Raw genomic sequence first — 17570 nt, 5'->3', positions numbered from 1 at the left:
GTCTGTTTATACTGACGTTTTAACGCTGTTTGCCCGTTCTGGCCCGGTCTTGTTTTCCGAGCGACAAACGCCACACCAAAGCCTCGCCGGTATCTTCGACCTCAAGATCCAGGAAAATGCGATGGGACGCTACGGCCCCGCGCCAGAGTTCTGTCCAGCAAGCAAGCATATCGCCGCGGTCTGTTTCCTTCATGCCGCGGACAATCCGCAAACCGCCTTGGTATAGAGTGGCGGTCCGACCATCAGAGGCCAAGTTGAGCGTTACGGCGTCTCCCATGCCTTCTAGGGCAGCACACAGGAAGTGCGCAGCATCACCGATGTCGCCGTCCTGACAGCCAAGCTGTTGCGCCATGTGCCTATACTGTTGAAGACCTGTTAGCCGGGCGGCACGTTTCCCGATTTTCACCGCCTTGTCCCGGCCAATCACACCGACGAGCTCGCGGATCCCATTACGGCAGTACTCCATCGCATAATTTCGAGACGCTTTGGCAAGGCGTTCCTCGCTCCAGTGTTCATCGGGCGGCGTCGGCTGTTTTTCCGGATCAAAGGGTGGCGGAATTTCATTTGGAGCAAACCGGAGCCGTTCTTCAGGCTCCAGATCAAGATCGTATTCCTGAAAATAGCCGCACAATCCGAACTGACCGGTTAGATCTTCAGAAACACAGACGTATCCAAGACGCGGATTGTTCAAAGAAACGCCGTTCTGCGCATACCATCCTTTCAAAAAGCCACGACTGGCCTCCACTGGAATGCCGCAGATGGCCGGGCCATCATACATCCAGCGCGGGTAGCGGAAGCGCACCCAGGCCTTGCGGTCGGACTCTTCCATGTACTCGACACGCACCCCACCGACACCATTCGACAAGACATGGTATTTCGCGCAAGCAACCGCATGCGGCAGATCGCTCAAACCGAGTTTTTCAAAGCTAGAGAGGAATTTGTCCGTGTGTTGACGTCGAAAAAGACGGAACATCCAGTCCCCGACCACGTCACGTCCTTCTTCCACGGCAACCATCAACTGCAATCCAAGAAAGTACTGGTGATGAAGATTGGCCTGAACTTCAATGGCAGCCTTGGCAGTCATGGGGTGCCTGTCTTTTCAATGGTTCCGAACCAATTTGGTACGGGGTCAATCGATAAAAAAGTTTCAACTGGACCTGAATCCATCTGTCCTCACCGAGAATGTTCAATCCCAGCGGCTCGCAGGTGCGGTCGATTCCCGAACGATCAGCGAGCCCCGGATGGCATGATCCGAGGGGGCGTCTATCTTGGCGACGATGCGATCAACGGCAACCGAAGCAATGTCCTCGATCGGCTGACGCAGGGTCGTGAGCCGTGGGACAACGAGAGATGCCAAGGTGATGTCGTCGAAGCCAATCACGGAGACATCCTGCGGAACGTGTACACCAAGGTCACGCGCGCACCGCAAAACGCCGATTGCCTGCTGGTCGCTTGCCGTTGCTATGGCGGTGATGCGAAAGCCCCTGCGCAGCTGCAAAAGAATGTTTCGAGCAACAGCCTCGCCGGATGCAAAATCAAACTCACCTGTGTGAACGGTCAGGTCAATCTCATCATCCGACGTGGAAAGCTCATTGACCCGCTCAATGAAGCCGTCACGTCTTTCTCGGGCAACTTCCAGATTTTCCGGCCCGGCAATATAGGCAATGATCCGGTGGCCAAGACCATGCAGGTGATCGACAACCTTGCGCGCGCCATCCCGCTGATCGGTCGCAACCAGGGGACATGTGCCGTAACGGCGATCAAGGGATATGATCGGCAGCTTAGCTGAATAGGACCGGCTGGCATCGGATCCGGCCACCACGATAACCCCCGTGACCGGCCAATCGTGCATGGCCCGAACCTGCTTCAGTTCAATGTCCGGATCATCATGGGAGTTTGCAAGCATCACCATGCCGCCCCGGGTCGCAACTTCCATCTCGATGCTTTTTGCCAGCTGAGCAAAGAACGGGTTGGTAATGTCCGGTACGATCAGACCGATGACCACGCCTTTGGCACCTTGTTGCGCCTCAGCTGCCAAGTCAGTCATGGACGGTGACCTCACATAAAGAATTTACCCTTGAAGATTTTCAAGCACCTCTCAGTTGGATAATCAAGGAAATCCGCATGATGTCGCCAAACAGCTCCATACCCAATCAGCAATCCCGGCATGTTTTGCAACCCTAATGCGCCATTCAACAATTGGTCTGCATCCGAACCCATCCTGAGTTGAATTGGACGCTCTTATGACTTGGGCCGATGGTGCAGGATCCGGCCGATGGTGTTCATCAGGATTTGAGCCGCCAATATGCCGGTAACACCAGCGGGATCATAGTCCGGAGCAACTTCGACCAGGTCCATTCCGACAATGTCTCCCTGCTGCGACAGCCCATCGATCAGCTCCAGGACTTCGTAGTACAGAAACCCACCGTGGCTCGGCGTGCCCGTGCCCGGCGCGATGGAAGGATCGAAAGCATCGATGTCGAGCGTCAGGTAGTAGCGTTTGCCTTTCGGGATCTTGGCAAGAAGCGCGTCTGTGCCGAGCTTTCTGGCTTGGCGGACCGACACGATTTCAGACCCCATCTGACGCGCAGCCTCGTATCCGTCGCGGGCCGTTGACGAGACATTGCGGATACCAATTTGGGTGAGACCCGTCACATAAGGCTTTTCAGCCGCCCGGTGCATCGGATTGCCATGGCCATAGCGCACTCCATGACGTTCATCGACAAAATCGAGGTGGGCATCAATCTGCACAACATGGATGGGCCCTTGGCCATCAAACGCGTTGATGCAAGGGATGTTGATTGAATGATCTCCGCCCAGCACAACCGGCAAGGCCCCGGCCCCAAGTATCTTGCGGACGCCAAACTCGATGCGTTTGTGGCTCTCGATCGTGTCGGTGTGCACGATATCTGCATCACCAATGTCGACGATCCGCGTGGTTTCCGCAGGCAGGTAGGTGATGTCATCTTCGAAATCATACGCCCCGGCATGGCCGAAGGAGAACAGCGTTGACGCCTCCCGGATCGCCCTTGGCCCCATGCGCGCACCCGACCGCCATTGGGTTCCGAAATCAAACGGCGCGCCTAGAACGGCAACATCAGCGTCAATGGCATCCCAGTCCGGCTGGTAAGGGTACTTTCCGAACGTGCAAATTCCGACAAAGGGCAGGTTGAGCCGCCCGCTTTCATATCCGTGGGATGTCATGAAGCGCTCCGGGTTGGTCTTTCCACGCGGAGCTTCCCGTGCGGATCTGGCGGCGTCAAGCGGCTTGCAACGGCTTTTCCATGCGCGTCACAGATGAAAACCCGAAAATGTATTTGAACGGTCCGGTTTCCTCAGTGCCTGCCGGGACAAATCCCGACCGCTCATAAAGCGCCCTTGCCCGTGGGTTGGTGTCGATCACATCGAGCCGGACCCTGGAGCAGCCGCGCGCAACGGCAGCCGAGCAAATTGCATTCAAAAGGGCTGTGCCGACACCAAGACCGCGCGCTTCGGCACTCACAAAAATCCCGTCCATCAACAATAGTCCGGGCTCTGGATCTCTCTCCAGGAGATCCAGCACAATCCCGCGCCACAGCCCGCCAAACAGACCATAGACGGCTGTCATGTCGGACAGGCTGCCAGCAACCAGCGCGCCCTCCTTGGTCTTGAACCCTGCCATTCCGATAAGCCCGCCGTCTTCATCCAGCGCGCTGATTGCGAAGGCAGGATCGAGCAGGCGGCTAATCAACGAGAGCGCCTTGGCATCCGGAGCCAGGATCTTGCCGAGCTTTCCGGAAAAAGCTTCCCAGAACAAGGCAGCAGCCTTCTCCCGTTGATCTTCAGGAAAACCGGACACAATCTGAAACTGTTGATCTACGGGGTCCGCCATCAGCGCATTGTGACAGCGGTACCAGTTGCACTCACCATCAGCATGGAGCCGTTCTGGCCCACAGTTTCATAATCGATATCAACGCCGATCACGGCGTTGCCACCAAGCCGTTGTGCCTGTTGGCACATCTCTTCAACTGCAATCTGGCGGGCCTTGGCCAGCTCTTCTTCGTAGGCTGCAGACCGGCCACCGACGATGTCACGAATACCGGCGAAAATGTCCTTGAACAAGTTCGCGCCGAGGATGGCCTCGCCGGTCACCAGGCCCTTGTAGTCGAGATCCTTGCCCTGAATGGTCGGCGTTGTCGTCACCAGCATGCGTTATCCTCCGAATATGAATGCAAGACATGAGATGGGACGGCGTCCGGACGAATACAAGGAAAGTGAGCCGGTTCGGTTACGCTGCGCGGCGTGACAGATCCTGACCGCGATAACTGAGCGCTTCAGCCAAATGGATGCGGGCAACCGTCGCAAGACCGTCCAGATCGGCAAGGGTCCGGGCAAGTTTCAGCACCCGGTGATAGCCACGCGCCGAAAGCTGCAGTGCCTCGGCGGCTTCCCGCAAGAATGCAAGGCCTTTGTCATCAGGTTGCGCCATTTTTTCAACCACGGAAGCCGGGGCTTGCGCGTTGGTCCGCGCTGCAACCCCGAGATCAAAAAAACGCTGTTCCTGAAGTTTGCGGGCCGCCAAAACGCGCTTGGCGACCTCCGAAGATGGTTCACTCTCTGCCGGACCGATCAGATCGGCTGCCGTAACCGCGGGGACCTCAATCCTCAGATCAATGCGGTCCAGAAACGGCCCCGATATCCGGGCTTGATATTCGGTCACACACCGCTCTCCGCGCCGGCATTGGTGCCCCGGTTCCCCGGCATGACCGCACCGGCAGGGGTTCATCGCCGCCACCATCTGGATGCGCGCAGGGTAGGTCACCCGGTGATTGGCTCGGGCAATAATGGCTTCACCCGTTTCCAGCGGCTGACGCAGGCTGTCGAGCACCTGGGGATTGAACTCGGGTAGCTCGTCCAGAAACAGAACCCCGTTGTGGGCAAGCGAGACTTCACCGGGTTTGGCGCGCAAACCACCGCCCACAAGAGCTGCCATGGAAGCGGAGTGGTGCGGCGCGCGAAACGGGCGGCGGTCGGACAGCTTGCCATCCGCAAGTTCCCCTGCAAGCGAGGCAATCATGGAGACTTCAAGAAGTTCGCGCGGGGTGAGTGGCGGCAAAATGGAAGGCAAACGGCTGGCGAGCATGGACTTGCCGGATCCCGGTGGTCCGACCATCAGCAAGTTGTGCCCACCGGCCGCTGCGATCTCCAAAGCGCGTTTTGCGCTTTCCTGGCCCTTCACATCTGCAAGATCCGGAATGCCTTGCGGATCGCCCCGAAGTTTGGCTGCGGGCCTGGAGAGGACCTGCGTTCCCTTGAAATGATTGGCGAGCTGGATCAAGGACCGCGGCGCCAAAATGTCCATCTCACCGTCCGCCCAAGCAGCTTCTCCCCCGCACTCAAACGGACAGATCAACCCTTTCTCCAGAGCATTCGCTCCCATGGCAGCTGGCAGAACCCCAGCGACGGGAGCCAGGGTCCCATCCAGCGCCAATTCTCCCAGAATGACGTAGTTTTCCAAGAACTCTGCCGGAATTGCGCCGATGGCCGCCATCACCCCGAGCGCTATCGGCAGATCGTAATGGGAGCCCTCCTTTGGAAGGTCCGCTGGCGCCAGATTGACCGTGACGCGCTTGGCCGGAAGCGCGAGACCCGAGGCGGACAGAGCCGCGCGGACCCGCTCCCGGCTTTCTGCAACCGCCTTGTCTGGCAAGCCCACGATGGTAAAGGCGACCATGCCCGGGCCGACATGCACCTGCACGTCGACCGGAACCGCTTCAATGCCCTGGAAGGCCACCGTGGTCACGCGGCTGACCATCAAATTCTCCTTTAAAGTTATGCCAACGATATTGCAATTTATACGCGAGAGCAAGATACGTACTCAGAGGGTCAGTCACGCTGCCGATTGGTATCTTTCGGACATGTCGCTTGCTGAAAAGCTGCAAGCCTCGCACACTGGCAGGGAAGCCAACGCAGAACCGGAGAACAAACCCATGTGCGATCTTTGCGTCATCAAGTCGGTGAAAGACAAAATGCTGTCACGGCGCGATGTTTTCAGGGCTGCAGCCGCCGGAGCCGGTGTTGCGGCGGCGACCTCTGTCGCAGGCGCTCTTCCGGCAATGGCGCAGATACCAGCGCAAATCCTGGATCTCACACACGAACTCTCTGAGGACTTTCCAACATTTGGGGGTGAGCCTGGATACAGGGCAGAGAAAATCTTCGATTTCGCCAAGGACGGGTACAATCTCTACAGCCTTTCAATCGATGAGCATTCGGGCACACATCTCGACGCACCGCTGCATTTTTCCGCAGATGGGCAATCCGTTGCCGAGATCCCCGTCGACAAACTGGTTACGCCCCTCTGCATCATCGACATCAAGGAACGCGCCGCTGAAAACCCGGACGCGCAAGTCACGCCGGACGATCTCAAGGCGTGGATTTCGACAAACGGAGACATTCCGGCAGGCGCGTGTGTTGCGATGAACTCTGGCTGGAGCGCACATGCGTCTTCAGACATGTTCCGCAATGCAGATGCCAATGGTGTCATGCATTTTCCCGGCTTTCATATAGAAGCGGTTCAGATGCTGATGGAAGAAGCCGACGTTGCCGGGCTTGCCGTTGACAGCTTGTCACTCGATCATGGGATTTCGCAGGATTTTGCCGTCCATTACGCCTGGCTTCCATCCGGCCGCTGGGGTCTGGAATGCATCGCCAATCTTGATGCGTTGCCGCCGAGCGGCGCAACACTCATTGTCGGCGCCCCGAAAAACCGTGGCGGCACTGGTGGCCCGAGCCGGGTCATGGCGATGGTTTAAGGCAGGAGAAAAAAGCGGGCTCAGCCCTCTTCTTTCGCCCGGCGCTCCGCATTGAGCTGTTCCAGTTCGGCCATTTTATCGCCTATGGGCTTCAGACGGCCCATGGTCGTGCGGAACCGTGCGGCCCGTTGATCGAACAGACGCTGCGCAAGTTCCGGGTATTCGGACACCATGCGTTTGAAAAGAGCTCTGCGGATACGGATGATGCGGACAGGTTCGGCAGCTTCTGCGCGGCAGGGACGCTTGGTTTCCACCAGCAGCGCGCTTTCGCCCAAAAGGGTTCCCGGACCAACCTTGTCGACTTCTTCAAAGCCGTCTTCGCCGCGCGTTGACAGCGTCACCAGACCATCGGTGATCACAAGCCCGCCGTCTGCACGCTCATCCTGATCGAAGAGGCGCAGTCCGGCGCTGTAATCCATGCTCTCGGCACTAAAGGCGAGCAGGCGAAGCTGATCGTCCTGAAAGTCCGAAAACATCGGTATCTTTTTGAGAATCGCTATGTCTTGGGCAAGGCTCATGCCCAAGATTTACGCTGATTGATCGTGTCTGTCCAAGCGAATATGCGCTTCACAAACAAGTCTGTGGCTCAAGGGACGAGCTTATAGCCGCCCGCCTCAGTCACCAGAAGCTCGGCATTGGACGGGTCCCGCTCGATCTTCTGGCGCAACCGATAGATATGCGTTTCCAGAGTGTGGGTCGTGACACCGGAATTGTAGCCCCACACTTCGTGTAAAAGCACATCCCTCGTAACCGGTTTTTCACCGGCGCGGTACAGGAACTTGAGGATCGAAGTTTCCTTTTCTGTCAGGCGCACCTTTGAACCGTTGTCTTCCTGCATGACCTTTGCAGCCGGGCGGAAGGAATAGCGGCCAATGGCGAATGTCGCATCTTCGCTTTGCTCGTGCTGGCGTAAATGGGCGCGGACCCGGGCGAGCAGAACGGCGAACTTGAACGGCTTGGTGACATAGTCATTGGCGCCAGCCTCAAGGCCAAGGATCGTATCACTGTCCCCGTCGTGGCCGGTCAACATGATGATCGGAGCCTTGAACCCGTTTTTGCGCAGGAGCTTCACTGCTTCACGGCCATCAATGTCCGGCAAGCCGACATCCATCAAGAGAAGGTCGATGTGTTCTTCCTTGGCCATGCCAATTCCGGAGGTCGCCGTGTCCGCCTGAAGGGTTTCAAACTCGTCGTAAAGGGACAATTGTTCGACAAGCGCTTCGCGCAGTTCAGTATCATCATCGACAATCAAAATGGTGCGGGCGGTCATCTTGTCGGGTCCTCGCCAAAAATCTTCAGTGTTCACGCGGGTTTGTGCAATCTACACAAGCGCGTTGCCGTCTCTATGTGCGCGGGAAAGTGTCGCCTTACAAGCAGGGTCCCGTCAATTCTTCTTCACGCGGGCTTTAGCTCCGGTTTATCAAGACCTTTTGCGGCACCGAACAAACAAGCAGGGTCAACCATGCAGGAGAGCACAAAACCGGCAGATATCCTTGAGGTTCACGCGTTGCCGCGTGACCGGACCAAAGGAATTCTGCGATGTGGATCGATCACGGTTCCGTGTGCATTGGGCCGGTCCGGCATCATCACCCGCAAGCGGGAAGGGGACGGAGCGACCCCGACCGGGACGTTCGAGCTTCTGCAGGTCTACTATCGTGCAGACAGAAGCCAAAGGCCGCAAACGGTTCTACCACTTGAAGTTTTGAAGCCCCAACTCGGCTGGTGTGATGATCCGGGTCATCCCCGCTACAACCGTCTGGTGGATTTGCCGTTTCAGGCCAGTCACGAGAAAATGTGGCGTGATGACAGGCTGTACGACATCGTCGTCGTTCTGGATTGCAACATGTACCCGCCGGTCAAAGGCAAGGGCAGCGCCATCTTCTTCCATATCGCCCGGGAAGACTACCTGCCGACGGAAGGTTGTGTCGCGGTCTCTCCGCAGCATATGCGGCTCATCCTGTCGAAGGTCTCTCGAGGCTGCCGCATGGAGGTGCGGGGTTAGAGCACTGCTCACTCCAACAAAAAAGCCCGGCGCAGGGCACCGGGCTTATGGATTTAAGTAGACGAGATGACGCTTAGACCCAGGGGCGGCTCTCACCCATCTTGTCTTCAAAAGTGTCGATCTGGCCGGCCTTTTCCATGGTCAAGCCAATGTCATCGAGACCGTTGATCAAGCAATGCTTGCGGAAGTGGTCGATTTTGAAGGCAATGTCGCCGCTCTCCAGACCCTTGATCTCCTGGTTTTCCAGATCGATCGTCAGGGTGAAGTTGGCGCCGCGCTCTGCGGCATGCAGCAACGTTTCCAGTTCGTCTTCAGAGACCTGTATCGGCAGAATGCCGTTCTTGAAGCAGTTGTTGTAGAAAATGTCGGCAAAGGACGTGGAGATCACGCAGCGGATACCGAAATCCAGCAGCGCCCATGGAGCGTGCTCCCGCGATGAGCCGCAACCGAAGTTGTCGCCGGCGATCAGGATATTGGCATCACGGTACGCTGCCTTGTTCAAAACGAAGTCGACGTTTTCGGACCCGTCGTCATTGGTGCGCATTTCATGAAACAGCGCGGTGCCGAGACCGGTCCGCTTGATCGTCTTCAAGAACTGCTTCGGGATGATCATATCCGTATCGATGTTGACGATCGGCATCGGAGCTGCGACCCCGGTGAGGGTCTCGAATTTTTCCATGGTTTCCTCTCCTGAAAACGGGTTCCGGCCCGATCACCTCAAGCAGCAAGACTTGTGGTCTGATCAACACCGAGCATGAGATTGAGGTTCTGGACGGCTGCGCCCGACGCGCCTTTGCCGAGATTGTCGTAAACGGCAATGATGGCGGCCTGTGCGCGCGCGTCATTTGCAAAAACGTGCAGCCGCAGCCGGTTGGTATCGTTCAAAGCCTGCGGATCCAGATCATCAGAGCGCTCCAGTCCATCCAGTGGTGCAACATCGACAAAACCGCCAGGCGCAGCTGCGAAGTGATCGGCCAATGCGGCGTGGATCTGCTCGCCTGTCGGGACTTTGTCCAGACGTGCGAGATTGAGCGGCACCACGGTCAGCATGCCCTTGTAGTAGTTGCCAACAGCCGGAGTGAACAGCGGCGCGCTGTCCAAAAGGCCGTATTCGGTCATTTCCGGCAGGTGCTTGTGGTTGAAGCCCAGCGCATACGGGGCAAACATGTTAGCGCTGGCGCCTTTCGCGTCATAATCCGCGATCATGCCCTTACCGCCGCCCGAATAGCCGGAAATCCCGTTCACGGTGACCGGAAAGTCCGCCGGAAGCAGGCCAGCGGCAATCAGCGGGCGCACTGCAGCAATAAGCCCCTGCGGCCAGCAGCCCGGATTGGCGACTCGCATGGCAGCCGCAATGATGTCAGCCTGGTCGGCGTCCATTTCCGCAAAACCATAGGCCCAGCCATCGGCGACCCGATGGGCGCTGGATGCATCAATCACACGTGTCGTGTTATTCTCGATGAGCGCCACACTTTCCTTTGCCGCCGCATCCGGCAGGCACAGGATCGCAACATCTGCCTTGTTCAGGTAGTCTTTCCGGGCAGCCGGATCTTTCCGGCTGTCTTCCGGAATGGAGAGCAGCTCGAGGTCGCGGCGCATGGCGAGACGCTCGCGGATTTGCAAACCCGTCGTGCCAGCTTCACCATCAATAAATACGCGCGCGGTCATGACCCGCTCCTCTCCTCAAGTTCGAGAATTGAAAAACGAGTGGGTCATACACCCAATCGTGGGATTTGTCACCGGTTTGGCGCGCCCCAAGACCTCAACGGGCCATTGAGTGATACTCATCATTCGGGCGCATGTCGCTGGCAGCAGCAACCCGGTTGGTCATATTGAAGAAGGCGGCAACGGAGGCAATATCCCAGATGTCACGGTCACTGAACCCGGCATCCCGCAATCCCTGCCGGTCGCTTTCCAGGATCTCCGCCGGCTTTTCAGTCAACTTAACAGCAAAATCGAGCATGGCACGCTGACGGTCTGTCAAATCAGCGACACGATAGTTCATCACCATAAGCTCACCGAGCACCGGATCGCCGGACAACTCGCGCACAGCCGCACCATGAGCTGTGAGGCAATAAAAACAGCGATTGACGGAGGATACCGCAACGGCAATCATCTCTCTCTCAAGCTTGCTCAGTCCGCAGTCCGCAAGCATGAGGTCGTTGTACATGTCGGTGAAAGCGCGCAGCTTGGCGTCATCAAAGGCATAAGCCTGGAGCACATTCGGAACCAGGCCGAGCTTTTCCTGACACAAATCGAAATAGGCCTGCGTTTTTTCACTTAATGTTACATTTGAATCGATTTGCAAGGCAGTGACTTTACTTGACAATTCGGGCCTCCCGTCCTGAAACAATTGTGTCGCGAATATAAAACGATAGCACGCGGCTGAGCCAAACCAAATGACCGCCCAAGGGGAAAAAAATGCCCGACAAGCACGACGTCGAGAAACTCAAGCTGATCGACGCGGTCCACCAGAAACTCTCCAAGAAAGATCCCAATCTCGCTGAATTCGTGAACGCCTTTTATGACCGGGGCGCGGCCGAAGATCTGGTGACCTATTCGGCGGAGGAGCTGACCGGGTTCGCCATGGATGCATGGCAGGACTTCCAATCGCACGATTTGGGCACCCACAGGGTGAGCATTTCCGATCCAAGTTTCAAAACGAAGAGCGGTAAAACCAAAAACCTTACCGTTATCGAGATCGTCAACGACAACATGCCGTTCCTGGTCGACTCGGTGATGGACGAGCTTCAGGACAGCAAGCTGGAAGTACACCTTGTCCTGCATCCGATTTTCATCGTTGAGCGGGATGACAAGGGAGCTCTGATCTCTGCAATCGGCCGGAAGAAACCGGCGAAGCGGAAGGATCGCCAGGAAAGCCTGATCCATATTCACGTCACCCGTATTGACGATGCCGATCAGCGCGAAGCACTGGAAACAAGGCTCAACACGGTCTTGAACAACGTTCGCTCAGTTGTGCACGATTTCAAACCGATGCAGGAACGGCTCGGCGAAGCGATTGATACCTACAAGACAACGCAAATCCGGGGCAGCAGCGATGAATTGTGGGAAGCCATTCATTTCCTGGAATGGATGGAAAAGGACAATTTCATCTTCCTGGGAATGCGGGAATACAAATTCGAAGGCGGCGTTGAAGAGGGTGAACTCTCTCCTCACGAGGGAACTGGCCTTGGCCTTCTCACGGATCCCGATGTCCGAGTCCTGCGCCGCGGCTCCGAGTTTGTTCAGATCACCCCGGAAATCCGCGAATTCCTGAAAAAACCCGAACCTCTGATCATTGCAAAAGCCAATGTGAAGAGCACGGTGCACCGCCGGGTTCACATGGACTATGTCGGGGCCAAGCTCTACGACGACGACGGCAACATGATCGGAGAGCTCCGCATTGTGGGCCTGTTTGCATCAACCGCCTACACAGAGCCGGTTAGCACCATCCCCTTCCTGCGCCGTAAGGTGGCGAGTGTATTGGCGCGAGCCGGATATCATTCGGAAAGCCATTCCGGACGGGCACTCAGAAACGTTCTGGAAGCTTTTCCGCGCGATGAGCTCTTCCAGATCGACCGCGACCGTCTCTTTGACTTCTCAACAGCCATCCTTCAACTGGACGAACGGCCGCGCATCCGTGTTCTGTCACGCCCGGACAAGTTTGATCGCTACGTGTCGATCCTGGTGTTTGTCCCGCGGGACCGCTACACGACCGAAGTCCGGCTGAATGTCGGCACGTATCTGGCCTCGGTCTATGAGGGGCGTCTGTCTGCCTGGTATGTAACTTACCCGGAAGGTCCGCTTGCGCGGGTTCATTATATTGTGGGCCGCGACAAGGGAGAAACGCCAACTCCACCACAAGAAGAACTGGAAGCCGCCGTTGCGGACATGGTCCGAAATTGGCCGGATGCCGTGCGCGGTGCGCTTGCCGCAGAATTTGCACCCGCCCAGGCCCGCCAGCTCGCCGACCGCTACGCGCTCGCGTTCCATGGCGGCTACAAGGAAGTCTATAACGCCCAGTCCGCGCTGTTCGACATCGTTCAGCTTGAAACGCTGAGCGACACCCGCAGCACCACAATTACTTTCCACCGTCCCGTTGGCACAAAAGACAACCGGCTGGCGCTCAAAGTCTATCACCGCGGTGCGCCAATCCCGCTGTCCGCCCGTGTTCCACTGCTGGAGAACATGGGTTTCAAGGTTATCAATGAGCGGACATACCGGATCACACCGACCAACGCACCGTTCTCATACCTCCATGAGATGACCCTTGAAGCGCACAGTGGGGACAGCATCGATTTCAGCGATGCTCTGCAGAGCCGGCTGGAAAGCATGTACATGGCTGTCTGGACCGGACGGGCCGAAGATGACGGGTACAACCGCCTTGTCATGAGCGCCAGTCTCGCATGGCGCGATGTTGCGATCCTGCGCTCCCTGTCAAAATATCTGCGTCAGGCCGGTATCCGGTTCTCCGAAGACTACATGTGGTCGACGCTGAACAACTACCCAGCCATCGCCTCAACTCTGGTCGATTTGTTCCATCTGCGCTTCAACCCGAACACATCGAAAGAAGACCGCGATGCGGGCGAGGAGCGGCTTGAAGGCGAGTTCTCTGCAGCTTTGGAAGATGTTTCCAGCCTGGACGACGACCGCATCTTGCGGCGGTTCAAGAATGTGATTGAATCGATCCTGCGCACGAACTTCTATCAACTTGATCAGGGCGGCCAGCCGAAGGCGACCTTCGCCTTCAAGATCGAAAGCCGGAAGATTGACGAGCTGCCGCAACCGCGTCCGTTCCGCGAGATTTTCGTTTACAGCCCGCGTGTTGAAGGGGTTCACCTGCGCTTCGGCATGGTTGCACGTGGCGGTTTGCGCTGGTCCGATAGACCGCAGGACTTCCGCACCGAAGTGCTGGGCCTCGTAAAGGCGCAGCAGGTCAAGAACGCGGTGATCGTTCCCGTCGGCGCAAAGGGCGGCTTTGTTCCAAAGCAATTGCCACCTGCGAGCGACCGCGAGGCCTGGTTCAAGGAGGGTACGGAGAGCTACAAGATCTTCATTAATGCGCTTCTTGATGTCACCGACAATCTGGATGAAGACGAGATCCTGCCACCGGACCGGGTTACCCGATTTGACGGCGACGATCCTTATCTGGTCGTGGCGGCCGACAAGGGGACGGCAACGTCCTCCGACACGGCTAACGCCATTTCCGAGGGCCGGGATTTCTGGCTTGGCGATGCGTTCGCATCCGGCGGTTCTGCCGGATATGACCACAAGAAAATGGGCATCACCGCCCGGGGTGCCTGGGAAGCCGTCAAACGGCACTTCCGGGAGATGAACCGGGACATCCAGACCGAGCCGTTCACAGCCGCCGGTGTTGGCGACATGTCCGGCGATGTTTTCGGCAACGGGATGTTACTCTCCAAGGCGACAAAACTGGTCGCAGCCTTCGACCACCGGGACATTTTCATCGACCCGGACCCGGATCCAGCGAAAACATGGGACGAGCGGAAACGCCTGTTCGATATGGGCCGCTCGTCATGGAAAGACTACGACACGAGCCTGATTTCAAAGGGCGGCGGCATCTTCTCACGGCAGCTGAAGTCGATCCCGCTGTCACCAGAAATCCGCGCCCTAATCAACCTCGACAAGGCAACGGCAACGCCTCAGGAAGTCATGATGGCAATCCTGAGAATGAAAGTGGACCTGCTCTGGTTTGGCGGCATCGGCACCTACATACGCGCGACGACTGAAACAGATGCCGACGCCGGCGACCGGGCGAACGATCATATCCGGATCACCGCGCCGCAACTTGGCGCAAAGGTCATCGGCGAAGGCGCCAATCTTGGCCTGACCCAGCTCGCCCGGATCGAATTCAACAAGAGTGGCGGCCGCTGTAACTCCGATGCGATCGACAACTCCGCCGGGGTGAATTCCTCGGATATGGAGGTCAATATCAAGATCGCCCTCGGTGCCGCAGTAAAGGCAGGCAAACTCGACATCGAGCAGCGCAATGAACTGCTGGCACACATGACCGATGAGGTCGCCGATCTGGTCTTGCGAAACAACTATTTGCAGACGCTCGCGATTTCCATGACGCATCTGCAGGGAATGGAAGACTTCGGCTATCAGGTTCGCATGATGCGCCAGTTGGAGCGTGAGGGTCTTCTGGACCGCGTCGTCGAGCAGTTGCCAGATGATGTCCAGCTCGATGAATTGCGCAATGCCGGGCAGCTGCTAACCCGCGCCGAACTCGGCGTCCTGCTGGCATACGCGAAGATCACCCTGTACGACGCGATCCTGGAGAGCTCGGTCCCCGATGATGACTACTTGGCGCGCGAGCTGTTCCGGTACTTCCCGGATGAAATGGCAGCCGACTACGAGGGTGAAATCAACGGCCACCGTCTGCGCCGGGAAATTATCTCCACCATGCTCGCGAACTCCATGGTCAACAGAGGTGGTGCGACCTTTATCACCCGCCTGATGGATCAGACCGGCGCGACAACGACGGAAATCGCCCAAGGGTTCGTTGCCGTGCGCAACAGCTACGGACTAACCGAACTCAACGGAGAAATTGACCGTCTCGACACCAAAATCGACGGTGAGTTGCAATTGGAACTCTATTCGGAGGTCCAATCCCTGCTTCTGGAACGCGTCGTCTGGTTCAAAAGGAACGTGTCCTTTGAACAAGGACTGGCAGCCGTTGTAGAGCGGTTCCACGCTGGTATTTCAGACCTTCGCGACCGGCTGGAGAGCTTGCTTCCCGAAGAACCTGCGGCAGAGCTCAAAAGCCGCGTGGAAACCTACGTCTCGAAAGGGGTGCCTGAAGACCTGGCACGCCGGATTGCCTGGCTACCAGTGGAAGGTGCCATTCCGGACATCGTGATCGTTGCGGAAGAAACCGGAGCGGATCTCGATAAGGCCGCGGTGGCATTCTTCGATGTGGCGCATCATTTCCGTCTCGGCGCGATGAGCGAAATGGCGGGTGATCTGGAAGTCCATGATTACTATGATGGACTTGCGCTCGACCGCGCACGGGCAACGCTCGCATCGGCGCATCGCGCGATCGCCATCTCTGCCATTCAGGCGGACGGTTTTGCCAATTGGCTGGAGAAAAAGCAGTCGGTTGTGAACCGGACCACACAGGCAGTCGCCGAAATTCTCGACGGCGGTTTGAGCGTGTCCAAGTTCTCTGTCGCAGCAAGCCTTCTTGCTGAGATCAGCGACCGGACATGATCTGGGCGGTCATAACCGCACCAGAGGCAGACTAACTGATAAAAAGGCCGGGAGTTTCACGACCGGCCTTTTTGGTTGATGAGTGCGCTTGGCTCCGGGCCGTGCCATGATTGACGCTGAAGTTCTCAGAGATCCCAGGAGAGCAAATATCTGATGACCGCCGCATCTGATACAGCATTTGTAAGTCCGGGCAGGCGCGCAATCGTTGCCTGGGGTTTCTTTGACTGGGCCGCACAGCCCTTTTTCACCCTCATTACCACCTTTGTGTTTGCACCCTATTTTGCGTCCGCATTGGCCGACAATCCCACGCAAGGCCAGAGCCTTTGGGGATATGCCACCGCTGCGGCAGGGTTGGGAATTGCGTTGTTGGCCCCAATCCTTGGCTCCGTTGCCGATGCAACCGGCCGCCGAAAGGTTTGGATCTTCTGCTTTTCAATCCCCTTTCTCGTGTGTTGCTGGGCCTTTTGGTACGCCGCGCCGGGCAATCCACATGGCGTCATGATTGCGCTTCTTGCTTTTGCGATTGGAACACTGTCGATCGAGATCGCAGCGGTCTTCAACAATGCAATGATGCCACAGCTGGTCCCATCGACACATATCGGCCGTCTGTCGAGTTTTGGCTGGGCTCTCGGATATGCAAGCGGATTGGTGACGCTCGTTATCGTGCTTGGATTTTTAGCCGCGAACCCTGACACCGGACGCACGCTGCTCGGGTTCACCCCCCTGTTTGGCCTTGATGCTGCGACCTACGAAGGCGACCGGGCATCCGGGCCGTTTTCTGCGATCTGGTACGTGATTTTCGCTTTACCGATGTTTCTGTTCGTTCCGGACGCTCCATCACGCGGAAAGATCGGAGCAGCTGTTTCCAAAGGCCTCAGTGATCTGCGGCACAGCCTTCGGCACGCACGGGAAAACCGCGATATCTTCATGTTTCTGATCGCAAACATGGTCTTCAAAGACGGTTTGGTCGCCTTGTTTGCCTTTGGCGGGATATATGCGGCTGGTCAGCTCGGCTGGGGATCCATCCAGATCGGCACTTTCGGTATCATCTTGACGATCACCGGAACACTTGGCCTCTTACTCAGTGGCAAGGTGGACGACCGGTTCGGGCCCAAGATCGTCATCGCCTTTTCGCTGATCGTTCTGATGATCTGTGGGCTGGGCATGATATCCGTCGACAGAACGACGGTGTTCTTTTTCTTTCATACACCAGCCGCGCCGGAAGGTGCGTTGTTCGCGTCCCTGCCGGAACAAATCTTCATCACGCTTGGTGCAATCATCGGCGCAGTGTCAGGCCCGCTGCAAGCGTCCTGCCGGAGCCTTCTCATCCAGTTGGCGCCGAAAGATCTGATGACCCAGTATTTTGGTCTGCTGGCGCTCTCCGGAAAGGTGACCAGCTTTCTGGCACCACTCGCCGTCGCGGTTGTGACAGCTGCAGCTGATAGCCAGCGGGCTGGTATGTCCGTCATTCTGGTTTTCTTTGCTGTGGGCCTTGGTCTGCTGATGATGGTCAAAGAAAAACGCGCCGGGCAATGACCCGGCGC

15 protein-coding genes are annotated in these 17570 nt (G+C 57.2%); 4 read left to right on the top strand and 11 right to left on the bottom strand.

Features of this window, described 5'->3' with window-relative positions; genetic code table 11:
• Nucleotides 1–19: 19 nt before the first annotated feature.
• The 6 genes from ACQY4Z_RS12580 to ACQY4Z_RS12555 all read right to left on the bottom strand — a co-directional run bounded on the left by ACQY4Z_RS12580 (nt 20) and on the right by ACQY4Z_RS12555 (nt 5794).
• The gene (locus tag ACQY4Z_RS12580; RefSeq protein WP_428521743.1) at nt 20–1084 is read right to left on the bottom strand and encodes a hypothetical protein; all 1065 of its coding nucleotides are present in this window, start codon (nt 1082–1084) and stop codon (nt 20–22) included.
• Nucleotides 1085–1186: 102 nt separating this feature from the next.
• Nucleotides 1187–2047, bottom strand: coding sequence for a LacI family DNA-binding transcriptional regulator (locus tag ACQY4Z_RS12575; RefSeq protein ID WP_428521741.1), 861 nt, complete (start codon nt 2045–2047; stop codon nt 1187–1189).
• 194 nt (nt 2048–2241) lie between these two features.
• Nucleotides 2242–3204 carry an agmatinase gene (speB, locus tag ACQY4Z_RS12570; RefSeq protein ID WP_428521739.1) on the bottom strand — a complete coding sequence of 321 codons (963 nt, stop codon included), beginning with the start codon at nt 3202–3204 and terminating at the stop codon, nt 2242–2244.
• A gap of 55 nt (nt 3205–3259) precedes the next feature.
• On the bottom strand, nt 3260–3871 hold the full coding sequence (locus tag ACQY4Z_RS12565) for a GNAT family N-acetyltransferase (RefSeq protein ID WP_428521737.1): 612 nt from the start codon (nt 3869–3871) through the stop codon (nt 3260–3262).
• Nucleotides 3871–4188, bottom strand: a complete 318-nt coding sequence (locus ACQY4Z_RS12560) for a heavy metal-binding domain-containing protein (protein ID WP_055673029.1) — start codon at nt 4186–4188, stop codon at nt 3871–3873. Before ACQY4Z_RS12560 ends, ACQY4Z_RS12565 begins: the two co-directional genes overlap by 1 nt.
• Before the next feature lie 79 nt (nt 4189–4267).
• The gene (locus ACQY4Z_RS12555) at nt 4268–5794 is read right to left on the bottom strand and encodes a YifB family Mg chelatase-like AAA ATPase (protein WP_428521735.1); all 1527 of its coding nucleotides are present in this window, start codon (nt 5792–5794) and stop codon (nt 4268–4270) included.
• 175 nt (nt 5795–5969) lie between these two features.
• On the opposite strand from ACQY4Z_RS12555, the gene ACQY4Z_RS12550 reads away from it, so the two are divergent.
• Nucleotides 5970–6791, top strand: coding sequence for a cyclase family protein (locus tag ACQY4Z_RS12550; protein ID WP_428521733.1), 822 nt, complete (start codon nt 5970–5972; stop codon nt 6789–6791).
• 20 nt (nt 6792–6811) lie between these two features.
• Here the strand turns inward: ACQY4Z_RS12550 and ACQY4Z_RS12545 are convergent, their stop codons facing one another.
• Together ACQY4Z_RS12545 and ACQY4Z_RS12540 are read right to left on the bottom strand one after the other, a co-directional pair.
• On the bottom strand, nt 6812–7267 hold the full coding sequence (locus ACQY4Z_RS12545; RefSeq protein WP_209002687.1) for a Crp/Fnr family transcriptional regulator: 456 nt from the start codon (nt 7265–7267) through the stop codon (nt 6812–6814).
• Nucleotides 7268–7377: 110 nt separating this feature from the next.
• A complete protein-coding gene (locus ACQY4Z_RS12540) occupies nt 7378–8061 on the bottom strand; it encodes a response regulator transcription factor (RefSeq protein WP_008195291.1) in 684 nt (227 codons plus the stop codon).
• Nucleotides 8062–8253: 192 nt separating this feature from the next.
• On the opposite strand from ACQY4Z_RS12540, the gene ACQY4Z_RS12535 reads away from it, so the two are divergent.
• Complete coding sequence (locus ACQY4Z_RS12535; protein WP_428521730.1) at nt 8254–8793, top strand: L,D-transpeptidase family protein; 540 nt, start codon at nt 8254–8256, stop codon at nt 8791–8793.
• Nucleotides 8794–8866: 73 nt separating this feature from the next.
• On the opposite strand, the gene leuD is transcribed toward ACQY4Z_RS12535, so the two are convergent.
• The 3 genes from leuD to ACQY4Z_RS12520 form a co-directional block, all read right to left on the bottom strand.
• The gene (gene leuD / locus ACQY4Z_RS12530) at nt 8867–9472 is read right to left on the bottom strand and encodes a 3-isopropylmalate dehydratase small subunit (RefSeq protein WP_428521729.1); all 606 of its coding nucleotides are present in this window, start codon (nt 9470–9472) and stop codon (nt 8867–8869) included.
• A 38-nt stretch (nt 9473–9510) separates the two neighbouring features.
• On the bottom strand, nt 9511–10461 hold the full coding sequence (gene argC, locus ACQY4Z_RS12525; protein ID WP_428521727.1) for an N-acetyl-gamma-glutamyl-phosphate reductase: 951 nt from the start codon (nt 10459–10461) through the stop codon (nt 9511–9513).
• 94 nt (nt 10462–10555) lie between these two features.
• Entirely contained in the window at nt 10556–11122 is a 567-nt protein-coding gene (locus tag ACQY4Z_RS12520; RefSeq protein ID WP_422020323.1) for a peroxidase-related enzyme, read from the bottom strand.
• 92 nt (nt 11123–11214) lie between these two features.
• Here ACQY4Z_RS12520 and ACQY4Z_RS12515 point away from each other — a divergent pair, with 92 nt between their 5' ends.
• Both ACQY4Z_RS12515 and ACQY4Z_RS12510 read left to right on the top strand, forming a co-directional pair.
• Nucleotides 11215–16026 carry an NAD-glutamate dehydrogenase gene (locus ACQY4Z_RS12515; protein WP_428521725.1) on the top strand — a complete coding sequence of 1604 codons (4812 nt, stop codon included), beginning with the start codon at nt 11215–11217 and terminating at the stop codon, nt 16024–16026.
• A 153-nt stretch (nt 16027–16179) separates the two neighbouring features.
• Nucleotides 16180–17562 (top strand): MFS transporter, encoded by a 1383-nt coding sequence (locus ACQY4Z_RS12510; RefSeq protein ID WP_428521723.1) that lies wholly within the window; start codon nt 16180–16182, stop codon nt 17560–17562.
• Nucleotides 17563–17570 lie beyond the last annotated feature (8 nt).

The organism is Roseibium sp., from assembly GCF_965276855.1.
GTDB lineage: Bacteria > Pseudomonadota > Alphaproteobacteria > Rhizobiales > Stappiaceae > Roseibium.
This window is presented reverse-complemented; position numbering and strand designations above follow the sequence as displayed.